General features: G+C 62.1%; 17 protein-coding genes. 2 read left to right on the top strand and 15 right to left on the bottom strand.

The genetic code is table 11. The annotated features are described in order from the left end of the window. The 7 genes from infB to sprA all read right to left on the bottom strand — a co-directional run. Positions 1-1,553 (bottom strand): translation initiation factor IF-2 (gene infB / locus QF819_03685; GenBank protein MDP6802263.1); only part of this gene is annotated, 1,553 nt, incomplete at its 3' end. Then, entirely contained in the window at positions 1,553-1,879 is a 327-nt protein-coding gene (locus tag QF819_03690) for a L7Ae/L30e/S12e/Gadd45 family ribosomal protein (protein MDP6802264.1), read from the bottom strand. The genes QF819_03690 and infB, both read right to left, overlap by 1 nt. Further along, a complete protein-coding gene (locus tag QF819_03695; GenBank protein MDP6802265.1) occupies positions 1,785-2,258 on the bottom strand; it encodes a YlxR family protein in 474 nt (157 codons plus the stop codon). The genes QF819_03690 and QF819_03695 overlap by 95 nt, the downstream gene beginning before the upstream one ends. Further along, entirely contained in the window at positions 2,155-3,726 is a 1,572-nt protein-coding gene (gene nusA / locus QF819_03700; protein MDP6802266.1) for a transcription termination factor NusA, read from the bottom strand. Before nusA ends, QF819_03695 begins: the two co-directional genes overlap by 104 nt. Further along, positions 3,723-4,211 carry a hypothetical protein gene (locus tag QF819_03705; protein ID MDP6802267.1) on the bottom strand — a complete coding sequence of 163 codons (489 nt, stop codon included), beginning with the start codon at positions 4,209-4,211 and terminating at the stop codon, positions 3,723-3,725. The genes nusA and QF819_03705 overlap by 4 nt, the downstream gene beginning before the upstream one ends. A gap of 93 nt (positions 4,212-4,304) precedes the next feature. After that, the gene (locus QF819_03710) at positions 4,305-5,231 is read right to left on the bottom strand and encodes a M28 family peptidase (GenBank protein ID MDP6802268.1); all 927 of its coding nucleotides are present in this window, start codon (positions 5,229-5,231) and stop codon (positions 4,305-4,307) included. Between the two features lie 51 nt (positions 5,232-5,282). Further along, the gene (gene sprA, locus QF819_03715) at positions 5,283-11,348 is read right to left on the bottom strand and encodes a cell surface protein SprA (GenBank protein ID MDP6802269.1); all 6,066 of its coding nucleotides are present in this window, start codon (positions 11,346-11,348) and stop codon (positions 5,283-5,285) included. Between the two features lie 184 nt (positions 11,349-11,532). Between sprA and QF819_03720 the strand changes: the two genes are divergently transcribed. Both QF819_03720 and lptG read left to right on the top strand, forming a co-directional pair. Next, positions 11,533-12,852, top strand: coding sequence for an LptF/LptG family permease (locus tag QF819_03720; protein ID MDP6802270.1), 1,320 nt, complete (start codon positions 11,533-11,535; stop codon positions 12,850-12,852). Next, on the top strand, positions 12,849-13,925 hold the full coding sequence (gene lptG / locus QF819_03725) for an LPS export ABC transporter permease LptG (protein ID MDP6802271.1): 1,077 nt from the start codon (positions 12,849-12,851) through the stop codon (positions 13,923-13,925). The genes QF819_03720 and lptG overlap by 4 nt, the downstream gene beginning before the upstream one ends. 21 nt (positions 13,926-13,946) lie before the next feature. On the opposite strand, the gene metK is transcribed toward lptG, so the two are convergent. The 8 genes from metK to lptC form a co-directional block, all read right to left on the bottom strand. Next, positions 13,947-15,113: a methionine adenosyltransferase gene (gene metK / locus QF819_03730; GenBank protein ID MDP6802272.1), complete on the bottom strand. Its 1,167-nt coding sequence runs from the start codon at positions 15,111-15,113 to the stop codon at positions 13,947-13,949. 86 nt (positions 15,114-15,199) lie between these two features. Beyond that, positions 15,200-16,258: a bifunctional phosphoglucose/phosphomannose isomerase gene (locus tag QF819_03735; protein MDP6802273.1), complete on the bottom strand. Its 1,059-nt coding sequence runs from the start codon at positions 16,256-16,258 to the stop codon at positions 15,200-15,202. Further along, positions 16,255-16,539: an HPr family phosphocarrier protein gene (locus QF819_03740; GenBank protein MDP6802274.1), complete on the bottom strand. Its 285-nt coding sequence runs from the start codon at positions 16,537-16,539 to the stop codon at positions 16,255-16,257. The genes QF819_03735 and QF819_03740 overlap by 4 nt, the downstream gene beginning before the upstream one ends. Positions 16,540-16,555: 16 nt before the next feature. Then, the gene (gene hprK, locus QF819_03745; GenBank protein MDP6802275.1) at positions 16,556-17,527 is read right to left on the bottom strand and encodes an HPr(Ser) kinase/phosphatase; all 972 of its coding nucleotides are present in this window, start codon (positions 17,525-17,527) and stop codon (positions 16,556-16,558) included. A 48-nt stretch (positions 17,528-17,575) separates the two neighbouring features. Beyond that, the gene (gene raiA, locus QF819_03750) at positions 17,576-17,962 is read right to left on the bottom strand and encodes a ribosome-associated translation inhibitor RaiA (GenBank protein ID MDP6802276.1); all 387 of its coding nucleotides are present in this window, start codon (positions 17,960-17,962) and stop codon (positions 17,576-17,578) included. A 27-nt stretch (positions 17,963-17,989) separates the two neighbouring features. After that, positions 17,990-19,468, bottom strand: coding sequence for an RNA polymerase factor sigma-54 (rpoN, locus tag QF819_03755; protein ID MDP6802277.1), 1,479 nt, complete (start codon positions 19,466-19,468; stop codon positions 17,990-17,992). Positions 19,469-19,488: 20 nt separating this feature from the next. Continuing rightward, positions 19,489-20,232, bottom strand: a complete 744-nt coding sequence (gene lptB, locus QF819_03760; protein MDP6802278.1) for an LPS export ABC transporter ATP-binding protein — start codon at positions 20,230-20,232, stop codon at positions 19,489-19,491. Beyond that, entirely contained in the window at positions 20,229-21,776 is a 1,548-nt protein-coding gene (gene lptC, locus QF819_03765) for an LPS export ABC transporter periplasmic protein LptC (protein ID MDP6802279.1), read from the bottom strand. The genes lptB and lptC overlap by 4 nt, the downstream gene beginning before the upstream one ends. Positions 21,777-21,778 lie beyond the last annotated feature (2 nt).

Consider the following 21,778-nt stretch of genomic DNA (forward strand, 5'->3'; position numbering starts at 1 on the left):
GACGGCATCACCAGGAAAGAATCTCCCGCGCGCGGCACCTGAGAGAACCCCTGGACCGCGACAGGCTGACTGGGTCCGGCGCTCTCCACGCGATGGTCGCGCTCGTCGTGCATGGCCCGTACGCGGCCGAACTCGCCACCGGCAACCAGTGCATCTCCAACGCGAAGCGTGCCTTCCTGAACCAGGGCGGTGACCACAACACCGCGCCCCCGGTCCTTCCGGGCCTCCACGATCGTTCCCCGTGCGGCGCAATCATGGCTGGCCTTCAGCTCCAGGACCTCCGCCTGCAGGAGGATCATCTCCAGCAGACGATCCACCCCCTCGCCGGTCTTCGCGGAAACATCCACCACGATATTCTCTCCACCCCACTCCTCGGGGGTGATGCCGTAACCCGTGAGCTGCTGCCGCACCTGCTCCGGGTTGGCCTCCGGGCGATCGATCTTGTTCACGGCCACCAGGATGGGCACGCTGGCGGCCTTCGCATGATCGATGGCCTCCACCGTCTGGGGCATGACGGAGTCATCCGCCGCCACCACCAGAACCACGAGATCCGTCAACTGCGCGCCACGAGCCCGCATGGCGGTGAATGCCTCATGCCCCGGCGTGTCCAGGAAGGTGACATCCCCGTTCGCCGTCTTCACATGGTAGGCGCCGATGTGCTGGGTAATCCCTCCGGCCTCTCCCGCAATCACATTCGTCTTGCGGATGTGGTCCAGGAGGCTCGTCTTTCCGTGGTCGACATGCCCCATGATGGTCACAATCGGTCCGCGGGGAGCCAGCGTGGCCGGGTCCACTTCCTCTTCGCGGTAGGGCACTTCATCCGCGTCCATCTCGAACACCACTTCATGGTCGAACTCGATGGCCAGCATCTCGATCATGTCGCGGTCGAGACGCTGATTGATGGTCACCATGGAGCCGAGCTCCATGGCCTTCCCGATCAGCTGGGATGCGGCCACTTCCATGAGTGCGGCCAGCTCGGAAGTGGACATGAACTCCGACACCCGAAGAGTCCTGTTCCCGTCCTCAGCTTCCTCCACATGAGCCCGGTCCTTCTTCTTGTGCCGTCGGCGCTTGCCCCCCGATTCCGCCATGGTCTGGCGGATGGTCGCCTGGACCACCTTCGGGTCTGCCGACGGACGCCCTCTCCGGCGGGAACCCCGTCCCGTGCGACGCTTGGCGCTGTCGGCTTTGCTGTCCTTTGGAGACCCCGCCGACGCAGACACCTTCACCACATCCGCTGCCGAGGGCGCGCTCTTTCCTGCAGAATCCGCCTTCAGATGAACCACCTTCCGCCGCTCGTCGTCCTGCCTGGCCACTTCTTTCTCTCGATCGAATGTCAGCCGGACGGCTTCCACCGTATCCACTTCGATGGAGCTCATGTGGCTCTTCACGGCCACTCCCATGTCCCGCACGATCTTCAGCACGGCCTCCGACGAAACGTCATGTTCCCTGGCAACCTGATAGATCCGCACCTTGCCGGTCTTCGCGCCCGATCCCGAAGGCTCGGCGGCGAGGACCCACCCGGGGCCCACTTCACCCGTTCCGGTCTTCATTATTCACGCCCCTTCCGGCTCGTGTCCGCGTCTGCCGCATCCCGGCGCACGGCCTTCGCCAGGTTTGCATCCTTCACACCCACCACAGCGACCGCCCCTCGGCCCAGAGTACCGCCCAGTTCCAGGCGGCTCCCCCCGCGAAGAACGGGGACTTTCCCCTCCGCCGCGATCCTTCTCAAACGCTCCCCGTCGCGCGGGGATCCATCCTCGGCCAACAGCACCAGGCGCACTTCACCGCGGCGCAGACCTTCCCGCGTCTCCCGGGAGCCCACGGCCAGCATCCGGGCTTTCATCGCAAGTCCCAGGAGCCTCGCCAGTTTCTCCATGCTTCTCCGCTTTGCGCCGGACATTCTCTCCGAGGCGCGCTCGAATCGCAAGCCGGAACACCATTTCCGCACCCCGCAAATCCGGCCCCTTGCGGTTTCGCACGCTCAGCACCTTGTCCAGGCAGGCCTCATCCAGACAGAGGTAAGCCCCCCTGCCGGGGGCCCTTCCCGCTTCGTCCGGAACCGGCCCGGACGCCCCGGCCACCCAGCGCAGAAGACGCGTGTTCTCCTCGCGCTTCCGGCAGGCCACACAGGTCCTGACGGGTGACACGGGCTTACTCCCCCTCTGTCTTCCCGGAATCCTCGGCCGCCGGTTCTTCCGTGGGCTCCTCCGCTTCGTCCGTGTCCACCGACTCTCCGCCGGAGCCCATCGCGGCATCCAGCGCGGCCATCTCTTCCTCTTCGGCCAGCCTTGCCGCTTCCAGCGATGCCTGCTCCTCGGCCTGAATCGACGGATCCACGAAGACCTCCTCTTCCTTCTCCGCCGGAGGATCCTCCTCCGCTTCCACGGGGCCCGCCGCCAGAGATGCCACGGCATCGGCGGCTTCCTTCGCTTCCGCGGCCTCTCGATCGACACGGGCGGCCTCTTCACGGGCCTTCTCCGCCTCGACCTCTTCCATGTGCTGGACGGCAGCCAGATAGATCTTCTGCGCGGTGACATCTCCCACGCCGGGAACATTCACGAGGTCTTCCAGCGAAGATCGTACCACCGCCTGCACCGTATCCAGGCCCGCTTCCACGAGACTCTCCAGTGTCTTCGGCCCGATCCCCTGAATCTCCCCGACCGGCACTCCCACTTCCGCGGCAGCGGAGTCTGCGGAAGTCTCGTCCGGCACGAGATCCACCTCCCAGCCGGTAAGCCGGGCCGCAAGACGAACATTCTGCCCGCCCTTGCCAATCGCCAGCGACAGCTGGTCTTCGGTCACGATGACGCGCATGGTCTTCGTCTCTTCTTCCGGGAGCACATGCAGGATCTTCGCGGGTGACAAGGCCTTGGTCACAAACGCAATGGGATCCTCCGAGAAGGGAACGATATCGATTCGTTCGCCGGAGAGTTCGCGCACAATCCCCTGCACCCGCGACCCCTTCATTCCCACACACGCTCCGACCGGGTCCACGCGGAACTCGGTGGAGGCCACGGCAATCTTCGTGCGTCCGCCCGCCTCGCGCGCCACTCCCTTGATCTGAACGATCCCCTCCACGATCTCGGGGACTTCCATCTCAAAGAGCTTCGCGAGAAACTCGCCCGAGGCACGAGAGAGAATGATCTGCGGACCCTTGGTCTCGCGAAGCACCTCCACGATGATGGCCCGCACTGTGTCGCCCTGGCGGTACTGTTCGCGACGAATCTGCTCGCGAAACGGAAGCATGGCCTCCGCCCGGCCGAGATTCACGATCACATTCCCACGGCTCACCTGCTGAACGCTGCCGGTGACGATCTCGCCCACGCGGCCATGGTAGGTGTCGAACACCTTCATGCGCTCCGCTTCGCGGACACGCTGAACGACCACCTGCTTCGCGGCCTGAATGGCATTGCGCCCGAACTCCTCGAAGGCCAACTCCACGCTCAGTTCCCCTCCCGTCCGGATTTCCGGATCGATCAGGCGAGCGTCGTCGAACTCGATCTCCAGTTCGGGGTCCGTGAGATCGTCCACGACCTGACGGACATAGGTCACCTTCATGCCAGCGGTCTGGCCGTCAAACTCCACGCGGATATCCGCATTCAAACCGTACCTTCGCCGCGCAGCCGACACGATTCCGGCTCGCAGAGTCTCCACGACAAGTTCCTTCTCGACATTCTTCTCCCGGGCAATCTGACCGAGAGCTTCCAGCACTTCGTAGTTCATTCTCTCTTCCCCCCGGGACCACCGGATCGGGGTTCGTCCGGATCAAGCTGTGCCTTGTTCACTTCCGACCAGGGGATCGCCACTTCCCCCTCACTTTCCGTCCCAATCACAACGCTCTCTCCTCGAGTCCCGGCGCAGACCCCGAGGAGTTCCCGCTCCGTATCTTCCATCTTCGTCCGGACGCGGACCCGACGCCCTTTGAAAAGGTCAAACTCCTCTTCGTTTCTCATCGTACGGCCCAGCCCCGGAGAAGTCACCTCCAGCACATAGTGGTCAGGAGGCGAGTCCCCTGCATCCAGTTCGCGGGCCACGGCGGAGGTTACCTGCCCGCAGAGCTCATGCGTCACGCCCTCTTCCGCGTGGATCACCAGCCGCATGACTTCCCGGCGGCCCGCTCTCCCCAGGACCAGGTCCACCAGAACCGCACCCTGGGCCGCGACACAGTCCTCCAGGCGGACGAACAGCTCCCGTTCTCGAGTTTGCATCTCTCCTCCCGGGGGCTGTTTCCGGCTGACAAGAAGAAAGCCCCGGAGAACCCCCGGAGCCGGTCGGAAACTTGCCGCTTCCGGAGGCTGCTGTCAAGGGGAAAGGGTCCGCTCCGCCTCTGCGATCACGGCAAGGACCCATCGTGCAGTCTCCTCCAGAGCCAGCGGGGAGCAGTTTGCCGGGAGATCGTCCGTCGTGTGCCACGCGGGGTCCGCCAAATCCACCAGATCCAGTGCCGGGACCCCCGCACGGAGAAACGCGACATGATCGTCGTAGACCGGGCCACCCAGCGAATCCGCCATGACCGACACTCCGGCTTCCCGGCCGATCCTCCAGACCCACTCCACCAGCGCCCCGGCTGACGCGGCCGAAAGCGCCTCCCGGGGGATTCGCGTGCCCGCACGACCGACCATGTCCACAATCAGCGCAAAGGCCGGTCGGTACGATGGGTGGTCACGCACAAACCCGGCGGACCCCAGCGCGAAAGTCTCCGCTTGGCCGTCGAGCCCGAGATCCTCTCCGTCAAAGAAGACCAGATCCACGCCGATCGAAGGCGGTTGGTCGGCCAACGCCCGGGCCACTTCCAGCAGTACCGCCGTCCCCGAAGCACCGTCATTCGCGCCCGGCACCGGCAGATGCCGACGCGCCGGATCTTCCTCGCGGTCCGCCCCGGGGCGTGTATCCCAATGCGCTCCGAGTAGAATCCGAACGGGACTCTCGGGGCGGAAGACGCCGAGGATGTTCCGCAAGACGACCTCGGAGGAGTCCCAGGGAGAGATGATCTGAAACGAATGGACGCGCACCACTTCCGCAGTGGCCTCCAGATGGCGGATGATGAGCGCCTCGGTCTCCCGGTGACCTGCGGTTCCGGGGACTCGCGGCCCTGCGGCCACCTGCGTGCGAACCAGAGCCAGGCAATCCTCTCCATCCACGACACGGGGCGGCGCATCTCCGCACCCCGTGCACAGGACGACCAGGGCCGTCCCCGCCGCTCTCCACGCTCGCTCGGGCACCTGCATTCACTTTCCTCCGGCACTTCGTACTTCATCACCCACGGCAAGACCCATCCGTCAGAACTTGATGAGTGCTTCCACCGCCACGCTGATGGAGGTGTCAGTGCGATCTCGCAGAAGATCCTCTGTGCGACTGTAGCTCAGGTCCAGACTCCCCTGAATCTTCCGCGAGAAGTTGTAGGTGGCCCGCGGCTTGATTCCCAGCGACTTCCGATGACTTCGCACGGTGGTCGTTGCCTCTCCGTCCGGTTGAGTCTGAGTCTCCTCCACCTTGTCCTCGCTGCGGTCAAAATCGAAGTTCAGCGTCAGATCGCTGCGAAAGCGAAGCCGCTTCCCGCCGAACAGGGAGAGTCCGCGCGGGGCGGAAAAGCTGTATCGGGCGTTCATTCGGAACGCGTTGTTGGTGGTGCGCGTACTGGAGACCACCGAGTTGAACTCCGACTCGTCCAATGCCACCCCGCGATTCACCGTGAGCGTCGTGTTTACACCGCCCTTCCAGTTCGTGCTCCAGGAGACGAGTGGCGTGAAGTCCGATCGCGTGGCGTCGGAGTCGTACCACTTCGTCCCTTCAGGGAGCGGCGCCGCTTCATCGGAGATACGACCGCTGCGCTTCGACTCCCTCCGGAAGGACGAAGAGAGGTTGGACGAACGCGCCCATCTTTGCAGAAAGAACCGCTTCTCCAGACCGTCGATGCTGAGCGCAACATCCGGGAAGGTCACATCTTCCGTTCTTGTACGGGTCGCGTTGAGAACCTTGCGGGTCGTTCTCTTCGTGTAGTGCCAGTTCGTCACAATGTTAGAGGTCGGGGAGAAGGATGTGTCCAGCTTGCTGGAGCGGCTCCGATCCGTATTGTCCTCGATCAGACTGGCCCCCCCAATCTCGGGAAGGACCAAAAGCCCGGAATCGAACTCCGACAGCCCCATCTGATAGCCAAGGCCCGGGCTTGCTCCCACGCGGCTGAAGCGGGAGGAGCGCCGATCCGAATACGAGTACCGAATGTCCCCCACCATCCGGGCCACGCCGCGCGCGCCGTTCAGCACCTGCTTCCACGCGGGATCTCCTTGCTCCTCTTCCCCGGCCTCCTCGTCACCCGTCTCCTTGCCGGACCCGGAAACGGGTCTTCGCCGTCCGGTACTCCCCCCGGAAGGACTGCCGCCTCCCTTCGACCGGAAGAGTTGCCGGAGATTCAGGCTGCTTGAAATCTCCCTTGTACTTGCGTTCTGCACTCTTCTCAGGCGCAACTCCGTATCCGCCGCCTGGGCGCCCGGCCCCTGATCCTCCTGATAGTTGGAGTCGTACGACATCACCGGCCGAAGCCACCGAACAAAACCCGGCCTCCAGCTGACCCGCATATTGTGATCCCGTCGGAGTTCCCTTCCGCCTGCCTGGAAACTCTCCACAAGCGACAGATCCTTCCGCAGATCCAGATCCTGCCGCTTGTTGAACGCAAACTGACTGTCGAAAGAGTTCGAGCGCAGAGGATCCCACTGGAATCCCAGGGATCCCTCCAGTAGGCGATTCCGAACCGGCGCACGCGGGGAGTACACGGCATTGCCCGTCGCCCCCTGCCGAATATCGCTCGACTCTGTGCCGTTGAGGCTCCCGTTGATCCCGAGTTTCAGCGTGGGAAAGTAGTTGAAGTCGAAGGTCTTCAGCAGGCGAATGGACCGGGCTCGCCCCGGAGTGAGGTTGTAGGTCGTCTGCCCGGTGGCTGTATGCCCCCGACTTGCCAGGAAGGGAGTGCGGTTCCTGCTGTTTGTGCGCGCATAGCTCAGACTCAGGTTGTCCAGCGTGTAGTGGATGAAGGGATTCGAGGATTGTCGCGTCTTTGCAATTCGAGCCGAGAAGGAGGACTTCCTTCGAACGGTCCTTGCGTTCATCTTGTCCTCATCGGAAATCAACTCGATGTCCGAGTTCGGAGAAAGAAGCGGCACCGACTCCGAGAAGTCGTACGACCCGCTGATGGGAAAGGACAGACCTCTCCCGTCAATGAACTTGTTTAACTTGAGATCCCCCCGAGCATTCCAGGAAAACTCATCGCTCCCGTGTCGCTCGCCCTCGATCCTGCGAAACTCCGACCCAACTCGCCGGATTCCGCCGTCCAGAGTCAACAGGTCCGCCACTCGGGCGCTTCCGTGGAGCCTCGCCGCCGCACCACGCTTCTTCTTCACCGAGCGAAGACGAATCTCATCGAACCAGACCTCGCCGGAGACTTCCGGACGAGCCGGATCATCTCCACGCACGCCGACCGTCATGCGTCTCACACGCGTCAACGACGGGGCCCCGTAGACGGACAATGTGTCTCCGTCCACGATCATCTCCCGGTATTCGACCACCGCACCCTCCACGGTCAGAGTGGTCTCCGGTGCGTCGAGTTTCAAGACGGCCAGTTCGTCCAACGGGATATTGACTTCCTGCCAGGAACTGTCGGGAACCGTCGCGAACTCATAGAAGTTCAGCGTGTCCGCTCCGAATCGAAAGAAGAAGGTCCCTGTAGAGCCCTCCACCGGATCAAAGCCCGGCCGAACCGCTCCCGCGCGATCCCTTGCGCCATCCCGAAGATAGAAGCTCATGGTCTCGTACTGGGTGAAGTTGGTACTCGTTCCGTCGCCTGTATCCAGGATCTCCTTGTAGGCGCTCCCCTGTCTCCCCTCCGTCACGGATCCGGAGGGAATCTCGCTGTATTGCACCACGAGGCTCTGTTCGCGCTTCTCTTCGTTGCTCTGGTCCTTGCCGGGATCGAAGGGCGGGAAGTAGTCGTCGTCTTCCTTGGTGTTCTTCACATTGATGAGGAACGATCCGGCATCCTCGGACTCCGGCACGGGTTCTACCGTGTCATTGGTGGCCATGGCTTCCTCCACCCATGCCGCCCCCACGATCTTGATCGACGCCACGCGTGCCTTCACGCCGGCGTCTTCCGAAAGGCCCTCGAACCAGAGGCGCGCATACTTCACAGCCTTGCGTCGAACCACACCGCCCACGGGCACTCCATCATCGATAGGAATCCGGTAGAGCCTCCAGTAATTGTCGGCCTCGCCAGTCACCTCGGAGTTCCGCTGGACCAGGTACGGGCTTCCCAGCGTGTCCGACAGATCGATCTCGAACGACAGGTACTTATTGTCTGTATCAAGGAAGTTGTCTCCGTCCGTGTCTTCCGTATCGAGACGGCTGTTACCTTCCGTTCCGTTGATCTGCGTATAGTCCGGAGTGGAAGTTCGCTCAAAGAAGAAGTCGTCGTCTCCATCGTCCCCTTCCGACCCGCTACCGTCCGTCCCTTGAACATTGTCCAGCCCCAGATCCTCTCGACTGACCGTCAGCGATCCATCAAACGGATCAAAGTCCTCGGTGTCGAGAAAGCCCCGTCCCTTTTGAAGTCCCTCCGACTCCAGATAGTGGTCTTCGCTGATCTCCCCGATGTCGAATGTCATCACTCCTTCGTACCCGCCAAGATCGTCCACCCAGATCTCCACGAACTTCTTCTCCGTGTAGTCCTCGCCTGTCATGGAGAGATTCCGCATGATGCCCACCCACGATGAGTCCGGGGACGCCGTCTCCCGCGTTCTGAACTCCAGAATCTGGATAAAGTCCTGCCCTTCCCGTTCGTCCGCGACCTGCGGGTACACATCCTTTCGACGAACAACATTCTCGGGGTTGTACCAGTTGAAGACTGTCCTCGGCAGATACTCCATCCCCACCGGTTCCGACGCCGGATGCCATGTTCCCCGGGCAAGAGAGAGCTCCCGGCTGTCTTCCACTCCTTCCATGTCGTCGATGTAGATCTGGTTTTTCGTGTTTGGATTCGGCATGGAGAACGCCACTTCGCCCTGAAGCTGCACATCCGATTTGGCGTCTGTTCGAACCAGAGGAATGGCATTCGCCAGCGAGGTGAGGAAGTCCGGCTCCTTCACCCACTGCCCGTAGAGATTCCCGACAAAGGTCCGTGTGGGTTCCTGCCCGAGCTTCGGGCGCTCCTCCGGAGTGGCTTTCGTGAAGAACAACAGGGACGAACTCAGGTGGGTGCGCGGGCCGAAGTTGTAGGTTCCCGACAGCCCCAGGAGTGACTCTTTCGCCTGCCCGAAGAGCGGGACAAACTCGAAGTCCACCGAGATCTCCGCGTCAGGAAGGCTGGCGTCCGCCGTTCGGAAGGTGAGAATGCCGTAGTCGTAGTCAATATCGTAGTCGGAGCCGCGATTGAGGAGCCGACCGTTCAGGTGTACGCGCTCCGATCCTTCCAGGATGTTGAACCGGTTCAGGCTGTAGGTGGGGGTCGGCGTCGTGTACTTCGTCTCAATGTAGTAGCGATCCTGATTGTAGAGTTCATCCGGAGGAAGCGAGTAGAGCGCCCCGTTGTCTTCCGCCAGCGGAACACCCGGCTCCGAGGACCGCCCCGTGGATACCTGCGAAGGACTCACGATCACATTGATCGAGGAAGAGTCCGGCGCGAACGGCGTAATGTTGGGAAAGGTGATCGTCCCGGCTTCATAATCAACGAACTCCGGCTCGACGCGAAGATCCGGAATGTCATCCGCAAGGCCTCGGTAGTCGAGCCCCATGATCCTCACAAACTCCTGGTTATTCGCCGCGTTGGCCTCGTCAATCTGAATGTCCTCGTCCGGTTCCCCGGCCGTGGCGCCCTTCCTTCGGATCACCAGTTCGAACCCTTCGGGCACGATATTTCGCGCACCCAGGAAATAGATGTTCTTCTGCTCGTAAGCTCGGGCGCGGACGAATCCCTTCGCGTCGTCGTCCAGTTCCGACTGCGGAGGCCGCAAGAGCTTGAGGGAGATCGTGTCTCCCTCCGCAACGCTCAGGGCCCCCACGCTGTCTCCCGACGCCCGGACATAGTGCGCCGCCAATGCGTAGCGGTCATCCAGCGGACGCGTGAGGACAACATTCCCCGACTGACGGTCCACCTGATAATCCACATTCTCCTCCAGGCGCGTAAAGAACCCGGTGAAGTTCGCGGAAGTGGTATCCACCACATCGATCCACGCATTCGCAATGAAGGTATTCGTGAAGTTGTTCTGGGCGTCCCGATCATCCATGAAGAGGTCAAAACCCTCTCCCCCGAGAGGCAGCACTGCCGCACCGTCGCCGGGGTCCGAGTTCATCGCCAGCACTTCCGGCGTGTCGATCCAAAAGTACTGCCGCTTGATGTAGTCGATGTCCCGCACTGTGACCGAGTCTCTGCGGGCACGCCCGACAAAGGTCTGGCTGGCGGTCTTCCCTTCCTGCTTCGACGCAATGACCGTCAGGTTCAGCGGCCCCAGGCTGCCCTGGGCCTTCGCACCAAACAGCCCCTGTTGAGACTTTCGAAAGCTAAGAAACTCGGACCCGGGAAGAGAGAGATCCGTGTTGCCCATCTCAATCTTCTGGACGATTTCATCTTCGTCGCCGTCATAGCGAAGTTGAATCTTGTTGTCGAGATCGGTGCTGACCTCGCTGTCATGATTCACCAACACATGGATTTTCCGCCCAATCGTTCCGTCCAGATTCAGCTTGAGGTGCTGCTTCATGTCCAGATCCGGGAACGCGGACGGGTTCCCGGATTCGTAAGTCGGGCCGCCCTCAATGATGTTGGAGGTGCCGGAGAATGTGATGCGCTCCGACCCGGTCAGGTTCAGGCGCGCGCCCTGTCCGATGATGTCTGCGAGCGCATCGGGGAACTCCACCGGAATGTCGATCGAGATGAGGCCCGCATGCTGATCTCCCCTTCTGGCGGAGGTCTCCCGGCGAAGCACATCCATCCACACCTCCCGGGCGGAGTGTACCGCCGCCGCGCCGATCATCGTCCGGAGATCCTCGACCCAGACCGGGGCCATGTCCACGGAGCCATATCGCCTGTACACCACCATGCGGCCGCCAAGAAGATCCAGTTCCGCTTCATCCCGGATGCGGGTGCTCTTGATCCGAAGGAGGCCTCCCCGCACGGGGGAATGCAGCGACGCGATGGGCTCGGGGCCCTGGACGCCCGGCGGCATCCAGAACTGCGTGCCTTCAATCCGTGACGACAGGAAGTCCGCTCGCGCGACCTGGGCAGATCCGGCAAACAGCACGCAGGTCCCCAGAAGAAGGATTCGCGTTCGGAATCCGGGCAGAAAGCGGGCCGCGAGGATCGTCATCACGCCTCAGAGATCGGGTCCAAAGGTCGGCGCCTCAAGAGTCCTGAATTGAACCACCCCGGGGCTGCCAGGGTTTCGCTTTTCCGGCATCGACCCCCTGCATCAACCCCAAGTGGCCCTTGCCCGATCCCTGGAGGCCCATTACGCTTCATTCTCGCCATTGGGAGGTCACCCAGAATCGCTCATGAACACGCTGGATCGTTATATCCTGAAGAGGCACGCGGGGCCATTCTTTTTCGCCTCCTCCACCATTACCTTCATTTTCGTGATGAGGGTTCTTGTGGATTTCCTGGATCTCTTTGCCTCACGCAATCTTGACTTCCCCACCGTCGGTGAGACCTTTCTCCTTTCGCTGGGCTGGATTCTTGCGCTCACCTTTCCCATGGCGGTGCTGGTCGCCGTGGTCATGGCCTTTGGCAAACTCTCCCAGGACCGGGAACTGGATGCCATGCACGCGGGCGGGGTGTCCTTCTTCCGAGTGCTGGCTCCTGTTCTCGGGGCCGCCGCCGTGCTGTCAGTCGCACTGGTGTTCTACAACAACGAAGTCCTTCCGGAAGCCAACCATCGCCTCAAGACGCTCACCGGCGACATCCACAAGATGCGGCCCACGATTGCCATTCGTGAGGGGGTCTTCATGGATGACTTCGACGGATACAGCATTCTCGTGAGAGAGGTGGAGAAAGGCACCGATGCCCTTCACGATGTCACGATCCATGTTCTGGACCCGGTCGAATCACCCCGGACCATTCACGCTCCCCACGGGCAGGTCCTCTCCGAGGATGACGGCAACAGCCTCACCATCCGCCTGTTCGACGGGGAGATTCATGAAGTCGATGCACAGGACCAGCACAGCTACTTCCTCCTCGACTTTGAGACCCATGATCTGGTCTTCGACAATCTCGGGACCAAACTGGAACGAAGGGGCGAATCCACCCGGGGGGACCGAGAGCTATCCTCCGCGAGAATGCGGGAACTGACCGCGGAGTTCCGAACGGAGAGAGAAGCTCTCAGCGATTCACTGCGCGCCGAGACGCAGCGAAATCTCGACGGCGTTCGACGACTTCTTCAAGCCAGTGTTGAGACAGACACCCCCGATGCCTCTGTCCGGCCGGGGGAATTTGTTTCCCGAGCGCGGATCCTCGCCCGAAGAGTCCGCAGTCTGGACAGGCGCATGGATCGAAAGACCCGCGACATCCACCGTTATGAAGTCGAGATCCACAAGAAGTACTCCTTCCCGTTCGCCTGCATTGTCTTTGTACTCGTCGGCGCCCCCCTGGGTGCGCGGTTCCGCCGTGGCGGAGCGGGAATGGCAGCCGGGCTCTCATTCGCATTTTTCCTTGTGTACTATATGTCCACGCTGGGTGGCGAGAAACTGGGAGACCGCGGCCTGGTCTCTCCAGCCATGGGAATGTGGGGCATCAACGGTCTTCTGGCTGTGGTCGGCTTCCTCGGGATTCTCAAGCGCGATCATCGCTTCCCGTTTCACCGACGAGTTCGCCTGTGACCATTCTCGACCGCTACATCGTGCGTACTTTTCTGGCGCCCCTCGGTGGATCCGCCCTCGTCTTTCTGACGGTCGCCATCGTGGTGGATCTCTTTGAACGGCTGGACACCTTCATCGACCATGAGATTCCGCCCGCCACCATTCTCGAGTATTACGCCGCGACCATGCCCTACATCTTCCTGCTGACGCTCCCCATCGCAACCCTCATCGGCATCCTCTTCTCTCTGGGAGGAATGGCTCGTCGGAATGAACTCATCGCCATGACGACAAGCGGAATCAGCCTCTACCGAATCCTGCTGCCTGTTCTCCTGACAGGTCTCCTTGTGAGCGCGGGAGGGTTCCTCTTCACTTCGGAACTCGTCCCCCGCGGAAACCGCACCTCCCACGAGATCTACAACCATGTCATCAAGGGGCGGCCTCGCGTCCAGGGCACTTCCCGGTCAGACCTGAACTTTCTCGGAGAGGACGGCCGATTCTTCCTCATAGGACGCTTCGACGGTTTGAAGGGACACATGAGTGATGTCGTCGTGCAGCAGTTTTCCGAAGGAACGCTGGTTCGACGCATCGATGCGGAGACTGCCGACTACGGCGATGATGGCTGGGTCTTTCGAAACGGCTACATCCGCACCTTCCACGAAGCCGGAATCGACGCGCGCGCATTCCTGAACCAGTCCATTCCGGAGATTCGTGAGACCCCTTCGGACTTTCTCAAGACGCGCAAAGCCCCCGACGAGATGACCCTTTCCGAACTCACCGAGCACACACGAAGAACGGCACTATCCGGCGGCGATGTCCGCCGCCTCCGGGTGGATCGCCTCATGAGATTCTCGTTCCCGTTCTCGTGCTTTGTGATTGTGCTCCTGGGGGCTCCGCTGACCAGCGCCATTCGCAGAGGGGGTCATGCGCTGGGGTTCGGGATTGCGCTCCTGGTGGGGTTCCTGTACTACATCCTGCTCGAGATCGGGAAGACCTTCGGCTACAATGGAACGCTCCCGCCGACACTGGCCGCCTGGCTTCCCAATCTCGTCTTCACGGCGGGCGGTGCCGTCGGTCTCTGGCGTACGCGGAAGTAAGCGGCCAACCTCTCCGCGTCTCTAGCGGGCCGCGGTCAGCGCTTCCACCCGATCCCGCTCCTCCCACGGGAGTGCCTCGCCTTCTCGCCCGAAGTGCCCGTACGCGGCCGTCTTCTGATAGATGGGCCGAAGGAGATCCATCCCTCCGATGAGGCCCGCCGGAGTCAGGTCGAATGTGTTGCGGACCAGTTGCGTAATCTCCGTCTCCGGAAGAACCCCTGTCCCAAAGGTCTCCACACGGATGGAAACGGGTTCCGCAACTCCGATCGCGTAAGCCACCTGCACTTCGCAGCGCCGCGCCAGTCCGGCCGCCACGAGGTTCTTCGCGACATAGCGCGCCCCGTAACTCGCCGAGCGATCCACCTTGGACGGATCCTTCCCCGAAAACGCCCCGCCACCGTGTCGTCCCATGCCGCCATAGGTGTCGACGATGATCTTCCTGCCCGTCAGACCGCAGTCCGCATGGGGACCGCCCGCGACGAACTGCCCCGTGGGGTTCACATGGAAAGTGACGGGGCGGGAGGGATCGACCAGTTCTTTCGGAAGAACGGGATCGATGACCGTCTCTCGAACCGCCGCCTCTATCTGATCGTGTGTGACATCCGGCTTGTGCTGCGTAGAGACAACCACCGTGTCGATGCGGACAGGCCTGTCTCCCTCGTACTCGACCGTCACCTGCGACTTGCCGTCAGGACAGAAGAAGTCCACTTCGCCGGAATGCCGCACGCTGGCAAGCTGCCGGCAGAGGCCGTGCGCAAGCGAAATGGGGAGTGGCATCAGTTCCGGGGTCTCATCGGTGGCGTAACCGAACATGAGGCCCTGATCCCCCGCGCCCTGTGCCTTGTGAAGGCCTTCGCCGGCGTTTACCCCCAGAGCGATGTCCTCGCTCTGGCGATCGATCGTGGTCATCACGGCGCAGGTTTCCCAGTCGATCCCGTAGGAAGAACTGTCATACCCGATCTTCCGCAGCGTATTGCGGACAATGTCCGGGATCTCGACATAGGCCTTCGTGGTGATCTCGCCCGACACAATCGCGATGCCTGTCGTCACCATGGTTTCGCATGCGACCCGGCTCTGCGCGTCCTGTTCAAGCAGTGCGTCCAGAACACCGTCGGAGATCTGGTCGGCGACTTTGTCCGGATGTCCCTCCGTCACCGATTCCGATGTGAATAGATACCTGTCCGACATGGCCCTGCTCCTTCCCGCACTCCCTGGATGATTTCGAGTCATTCTGTCAGTCATCGTGGCCCCGACGGCACGACGAGCCCGACAGACTAGCCCCGCTTCTCTGCGGACGCAAGATCCTGCTTGAGACGCACAATGCTGTCGACGGGGGTCGGGTCGATACTCCGGGCCGACGCAGCCCAGAGGCTGGCCAGATCACCAAGAATCGACAACGAGTAAAGACGCGCGACTGCGCTCTGCCCCCGGGACGAAAACCAGGTCGGGCGGCCTCCGGCGGCCTCCACGGAAGCCGCCACGATCTCCATGCGAAGACGAACCCGAGGATGAACGCCTGAGTCATTCAGGAATGCCACCTCCGCCATCTCTCCGGCTCTGGAGGGAACCTCCCACCCCACAATCTCGTTGTGGTTCTGCTCCGGCAACAAGCACCCGTGCGCCAGAAGCTTCGCGTTCTCATTCAGTTGACACACCCACCGCGTGACGCCCGGGGCTGTCAACCCGGCGGACGCATAGATCATCGGGAGTCCCCGGGCCGCTCGCTCCGCCCACTGGGCCACCCGGTTCTCCCCGGTTGCGTGCGGACCGCTCTCCGACACGATCTCCTCCACCACGGTGGCCGCTTCCTCCAGCGCATTCCCGTCCTGCTCGATCAGCCCCGCCTCGGCCACCGCGTGCAGCAGCGGAACCGATGTCCAACCCAGCGCCGCTCTCGGGGGAAGACCACCCGGGATTCGGAGGGTGGGGACGCCGGCAGCAGCCGCCGCCTCTGCCAGTGCGCCTCCGCTTGTGACGGCGCATCCCGGGACTCCGCGAGTTCTCGCTTCCGCCCAGCAGGACAGAACCTCCTCCGTATTCCCCGAATAGCTGACAAAGAAGACGAAAGCCGAAGGATCCGCCCCTGCCGGAAGCGTGTAGGATCGCACCACTTCGACAGGTGTCGGGCAGCGGTCCGCCATCAGCGCACGAAGGTAGTCGCCCCCGATCGCACTGCCGCCCATGCCGGCCACATAGATCCGCGACGGCGAGACGCCCTCCATGAGCGACGGCCCGTCGGCGGCCAGCAACGCGGCACTGCGCAACTGCTCCCCGAACCCGGCCACCAGTCCCATCATCCCCGCCGGATCGTGCGAGATCTTCCGCTCAGTCACGCGTCGCCCCCATTCACGCCTTCACCGAAACCCGACTCCACGAGATCCACCAGTTCCTGCACGCCCTTCTCTTCGTCGACGCCTTCCACTTCGATGACAATCCTGGTTCCGAGCGGCGCGGCCAGCATCATGAGCCCCATGATGCTCTTTCCGTTGACCGTGAGTTCCCCCCGCGTGACGCGAACCACACTCCCGTAACGGGCCGCCGCGAGAGCGAACACATTGGCGGCGCGCATATGCATCCCCAGGGTGTTGGGGATCTTCACCGTCCGTCGGATCATTCGGGCCGCTCCGCGATCACTCCGTATCCCCTGCGTCCCCGACCTCGGCGGCCGTGCGCTGTTCTTCCATCAAGAGGCGCAGGCGCGCATCGAGATCCGCCGCCGGACTGTGCCCGCCGGACCGGATCAGGTGGTTCATGGCCACCACCTCCGCGAGCACGGAGACATTCTTCCCGGGGATCAACGGAATGGTGACATGAGATACGCGAACTCCCAGTATGGAAGTGGTGCGGTCATCCAGCCCGAGTCGCTCGTACCGTTCTTCCGGGTCCCAGTGTTCGAGCCGTACCTCCACCTCGATTCTCTTGCGCATGCGTGTGGCCCGGATTCCGAACATCCGGCGAACATCCACGATGCCCACCCCGCGTATTTCCATACGGTGTCCCAGCAACTCATTGGAACTCCCGACCAGCACCGCGGGAGGCCGCCGACTCACAATCACGATATCGTCCGCGACCAAGCGGTGGCCGCGCTCCACCAGGTCCAGCGCCGTCTCGCTCTTGCCGATTCCGCTCTCGCCCGTCAGGAGAAGGCCCACGCCATACACATCCACCAGAGAACCGTGGAGCGTCATCCGGGGCGCGAACACTTCGTTCAGATACGCGGTCAGCAGATGAATGAACGGGGTCGTGGAGAGTTTCGTGCGAAGAAGCGGAACCGACCCCTTTATGCACCTTGCGAGCAATGGGTCCGGAACCGGCAACCCCTTCGAGAGGATCACGCACGGGAGATCCTGCTCGAACAGATGGTCATACGCCTCTTCCTGCTTCTCCGGAGAAAGGGTGCCCATGTAGAGCATTTCCGTCTCACCCAGAATCTGGATTCGCTCGAAGAGGAAGTTCTCGGTGAAACCGGCCAGAGCCAGACCCGGGCGGTTCACATCACTCACCGTGATCGGGAGACGCGCTTTCTCGATCTCGGTGACCATCTCGAGATCGAGATCGACCACCTTATCCTCGAAGAGCTTCATCGCGGAGATTCCGCGCATCAGCTGCCCTCCCTTTCCCGGCCTGAACCGCCACGCAAGTCACCCGCATCAGTCGAGCTCTGCGGTCTCCTCCCAATCCTCGGCCTCTCCGGCATCCTCGGGGATGTTCGCCTCCATCCCTGGCACCACTCCGGCGCGTTCGCCCCGGTTGTGGTCGTGCATCTTGTCGGCCTGCTTCCTGATCTGGCGCTCAATCTTCTCCACCGCCAGATCCACGGACACCATCATATCGTCCGACTCCGCCTTCCCGGTGAATCCCCCGTGTCTTGCATGGATGGACACCTCCGCAGTATGGCGGTACTTCTCCGTCACCAGCACCACATGAGCCTTGATCAACCCGTCGGTGAACTTCTCACACCGATCCAGACGGCCTTCCACATGGTCCCTCAGTTCCGGCGAAAGATCAAAATGTCGGGCGGTGATGGTCGTCTTCATGGAAACCTCCCCGGTTGTCGAGAGCGGTCAGTATTCTTTGCGGAGCCGTGCCGTGAGCAGTCCCATCTTCTCACGGTACTTGGCCACCGTCCTCCGCGCCACGATCACGCCATCTTCCCGAAGAAGATTCGCAATCCGCTGGTCCGACAGTGGCTTCTGTTTGTTCTCCCCTTCGATAAGATCTCGGATTCTCTCCTGCGCCATCTTCGAAGATACGGAATCTCCCGACTCCGTCTCCAGACCACTGGAGAAGAAGTGCTTCAGCGGGAGCACACCCCGGTTCGTCTGGACATACTTGTTGGTCGTCACCCGGCTCACCGTGGATTCGTGCATCTCGATCCGGTCCGCCACATTCTGCAGCGTGAGGGGACGCATAGCCCCGGGGCCTTTCTCGAAGAAGTCCCGCTGCACTTCCACAATGGCTTCCATCACCCGGATCATGGTTCGGCGACGCTGTTCAATGGTCTGAATCAGCCAACTCGCCGACTGGAGCTTCTGCTGAACGAAGTCCACCTCTTCCTTCCTGCGGGAGTCTCCTTCCGGCTTCGGCTTGCCGTTCGCGGACGCGGTCTCCCTTGGCGTGCCCCTGCGCAGAATCTCCTGATACTTCCGGCTGATCCGAAGACGCGGCACGCTGCCGTCAAAAAGGGACACGACATACTCTCCCTCTACCTTCTCCACGACAAGATCGGGAGTGACATAGCGGGCGTCATCCAGCGCCAGTTGAGCGCCCGGCCTGGGATTCAGCCCACGGATATCCCTCTCGGCGTCCTGGAGATCCTCCACCTTCACGCGGAGTGCTCTGGCGATCTCCTGGTACTTTCGGCGGAGAAACGCCTCAAAGTGATGCCGGACGATGCACGCCGCCAGGGAATCTCCCTGTCCGAGTACCTCCAGTTGAATGAGAAGGCTCTCGCGAAGATCCCGCGCTCCCACGCCCGGAGGGTCCAGTCGCTGGACGGTGCGCAGTGCCTGCTCGCACAGATCCGTATCCACCGCGAGTTGTTCCGCAATCTCCTCCATCGGAACGACCAGGAACCCCTTGTCATCCAGGCAGCCCACGATGTATTCCGCGACGCGAAGGATCTCTTCATCCTCCTCGTTCATGCGCAGCTGCTCGGTCAGTTCTTCGCCCAGCGTGGAGCGCCCCACCTGATCACGCTCATGGAACTCGAGGTCCTCACGGATCGTCCGGGCCCCGTCGGTAAACTCGAAGCCGTCGTCGAAATAGTCCGCCCAGTTGACCTCTTCCTCGGGCTGTGAAGCCTCTGTGTCGTCCGCCGGAGAGTCCGGGGCGGATTCCGCCTCCGGAGTCTCGGAGGAGTCCTTGCGCTCTTCCTCCGCATCCTCCGCGACTTCGAGCAGCGGGTTCGCCAGCAACTCTTCCTTGATGTGCTGCGACAACTCCAGAGATGGCATCTGAAGCAGCTTCAACGCCTGCTGAAGGCGTGGCGTCATCACCAGCTTCTGTGCCAGTTTCTGACTGAGACGAAGTCCGAGATCCATGATTCTCCGATGCCCGCGTTCTACAAGCGGAACCTCTCCCCGAGATAGATGGCCCGCGCTTCCGGGTTCTCCGCAAGCTCCTCTGAAGTCCCTGAGATCAGCACGCGTCCTTTGAAGAGGATGTACGCCCGATCGGTGATGTGCAAGGTCTCCCGGACATTGTGGTCTGTGATCAGGATTCCCAGCCCTTTGTCCCTCAGTCCCGCGATGATCTCCTGGATATCCCCCACCGCGATGGGGTCAATCCCCGCGAAAGGTTCGTCCAGGAGAAGGAACGCCGGAGCTGTCACAAGAGCCCGGCAGATCTCCACACGGCGCCGCTCACCACCCGAGAGGGTGTGCGCCTTTTGAGAAGCGAGGTGACGGATCTTCAATTCCTCCAACAACTCCTCCAGCCGGTCCTCCCGCTCCTTCCGGCTTCCGGGCAGCGTCTCCAGGATGGCCATCACATTGTCCCGCACGGTAAGTCCGCGAAAAATGGACGCCTCCTGCGGAAGGTACCCAATCCCCTTGCGAGCGTGACGGTACATGGGAAGGCGCGTCACCTCTTCGGCATCCATCATGACGCGCCCGGCATCCGTCGGGATCAGACCGGTCATCATGTAGAAGGTGGTCGTCTTCCCCGCTCCGTTCGGACCGAGCAGACCGATCACTTCCCCGCGGCGCACCGAAATGTCCACCTCATCCACAACGCGATGGCCACGATAACTCTTCACCAGGCCTTCGCTGCGAAGCTCCTGTGCCCGCTTGGCAATGCTCGTCATGAGTCTCCCTGCTCGTCCTCGTCCAGGATCTCCTCCGGTTCGCTCCGGAGCGTTCCTCGAACATCCTTCAGGATCTCCACACGGTCGAGTCCCGGGTCCGCTTCCAGCCCCCAGCCCGTCAGGACATCTTCCTCACGAAGGATCTTCACGAAGCTCTCCGTGTGAATGCGCGACGCGCCATGATCCCACAAGAGGAGATCCGTCTCCAGTACCACGCCGTCATCCGATTCCATCACGACATCCCCACGGACCTCCAGATCGTCGGAAGCCTGATGAAGCGTGCCTTCGTCAGCAGTCAGCTTCGACACATGCTCTTCCTCTTCGAAGAAATCGATCGTCACGGCTCGGGCCACCAGTTTCTTCGAATCCCGATACACCGAGGCTGTATCCGCATGAAGAACCCAGCGCGTCATTCCCACACGGTAGTTCTGAAGGCGAACGCTGCGCATTCCCTCGGTCGGGCGGCCTCTTGCCGGAGGTTCGCCCGGCTCCTCTCGCGACTGAAGACAACCCGAGCCTCCGAGGAGAACCCCGCAGAGCAACCCCAGCAGGATCAGCGCCCCTCCACTGTTCATCGGGTGGAATCGGCGGGATCTCCACCGCGAAAGAGCCCCCTTTGCCCTCTGGCGCCGCTCTGGCAACTCCGCCGGGGGCGTACTCTTCCAGCGTCGATGGAACCAGACCCACTGCTCCGGGCAGGACCGGATGCTGCGCTCCATGTGCCGGTTCCAGCGTGTCGCATCCTGGCGGCAAGCCTCTGCCGAGTCTTTGTCCGGGTGCGGCTCCTCTCCCGGGTGAACCCGAACGCGATGGATTCCGGCGGCATCCATGTGAATCCAGATCGGCAAAAGGAGTGCGCCCGTCCGCCGGGCCAGCATGAACGGCCCGGTCGGGGTGCGTGCGGGCGTTCCGAAGAAGGGTGCGAAGACGCCTTCGCCGGCGGTGTCCTGATCCGCAAGCACCCCCACTACCTCGCCCCGCCGCAGAGCGCGGAGGACACCCGTCAGTCCGCCCTCTCTCCGGTGCACCTGCACCCCCGCTCCCTTCCGCCACCTGTCCAGAAGACAACCCGCGCGACGATCGAAAGCGCGGCGTGACACCACATGAAGCGGTACCCCGCGTGCGGCGAGTGCCGCCCCGAGGATCTCCCAGTTTCCCATGTGCCCGGAGAGCGCCACGACCCCGCGACCGGTGGCCACGGCCTCTTCCAGATGCTCCAGTCCCTCAAAGCGAACTGCGGCCTTGAGATCCTCGCGTGACATATCCGGCATCCGGAGAAGGTCCACGACATTCCGGCCCAGCGCTCGGAACATCCGCCGCACGATGCGATCCCGCTCGGCGTGCGAAAGTTCCTCTCCATACGCAATGTTCAAATGGGTTCGGGAGCGACCGACTGCGGGACGATCCACCAATCGCACCCCATCTCCGAGAAGCGCGAAACACGCGTGCGCAACGCGCCTTGGAACGCAACGCACGAAGCCCCGCAAAGCCCGGACTCCCAGATAGAAGAGAAGCCGCTTTTCGCGGCGAAACCGTCCTCTCAAGC

The organism is Gemmatimonadota bacterium (assembly GCA_030747075.1).
In the GTDB taxonomy this organism is placed as follows: Bacteria; ARS69; ARS69; order ARS69; family ARS69; genus ARS69.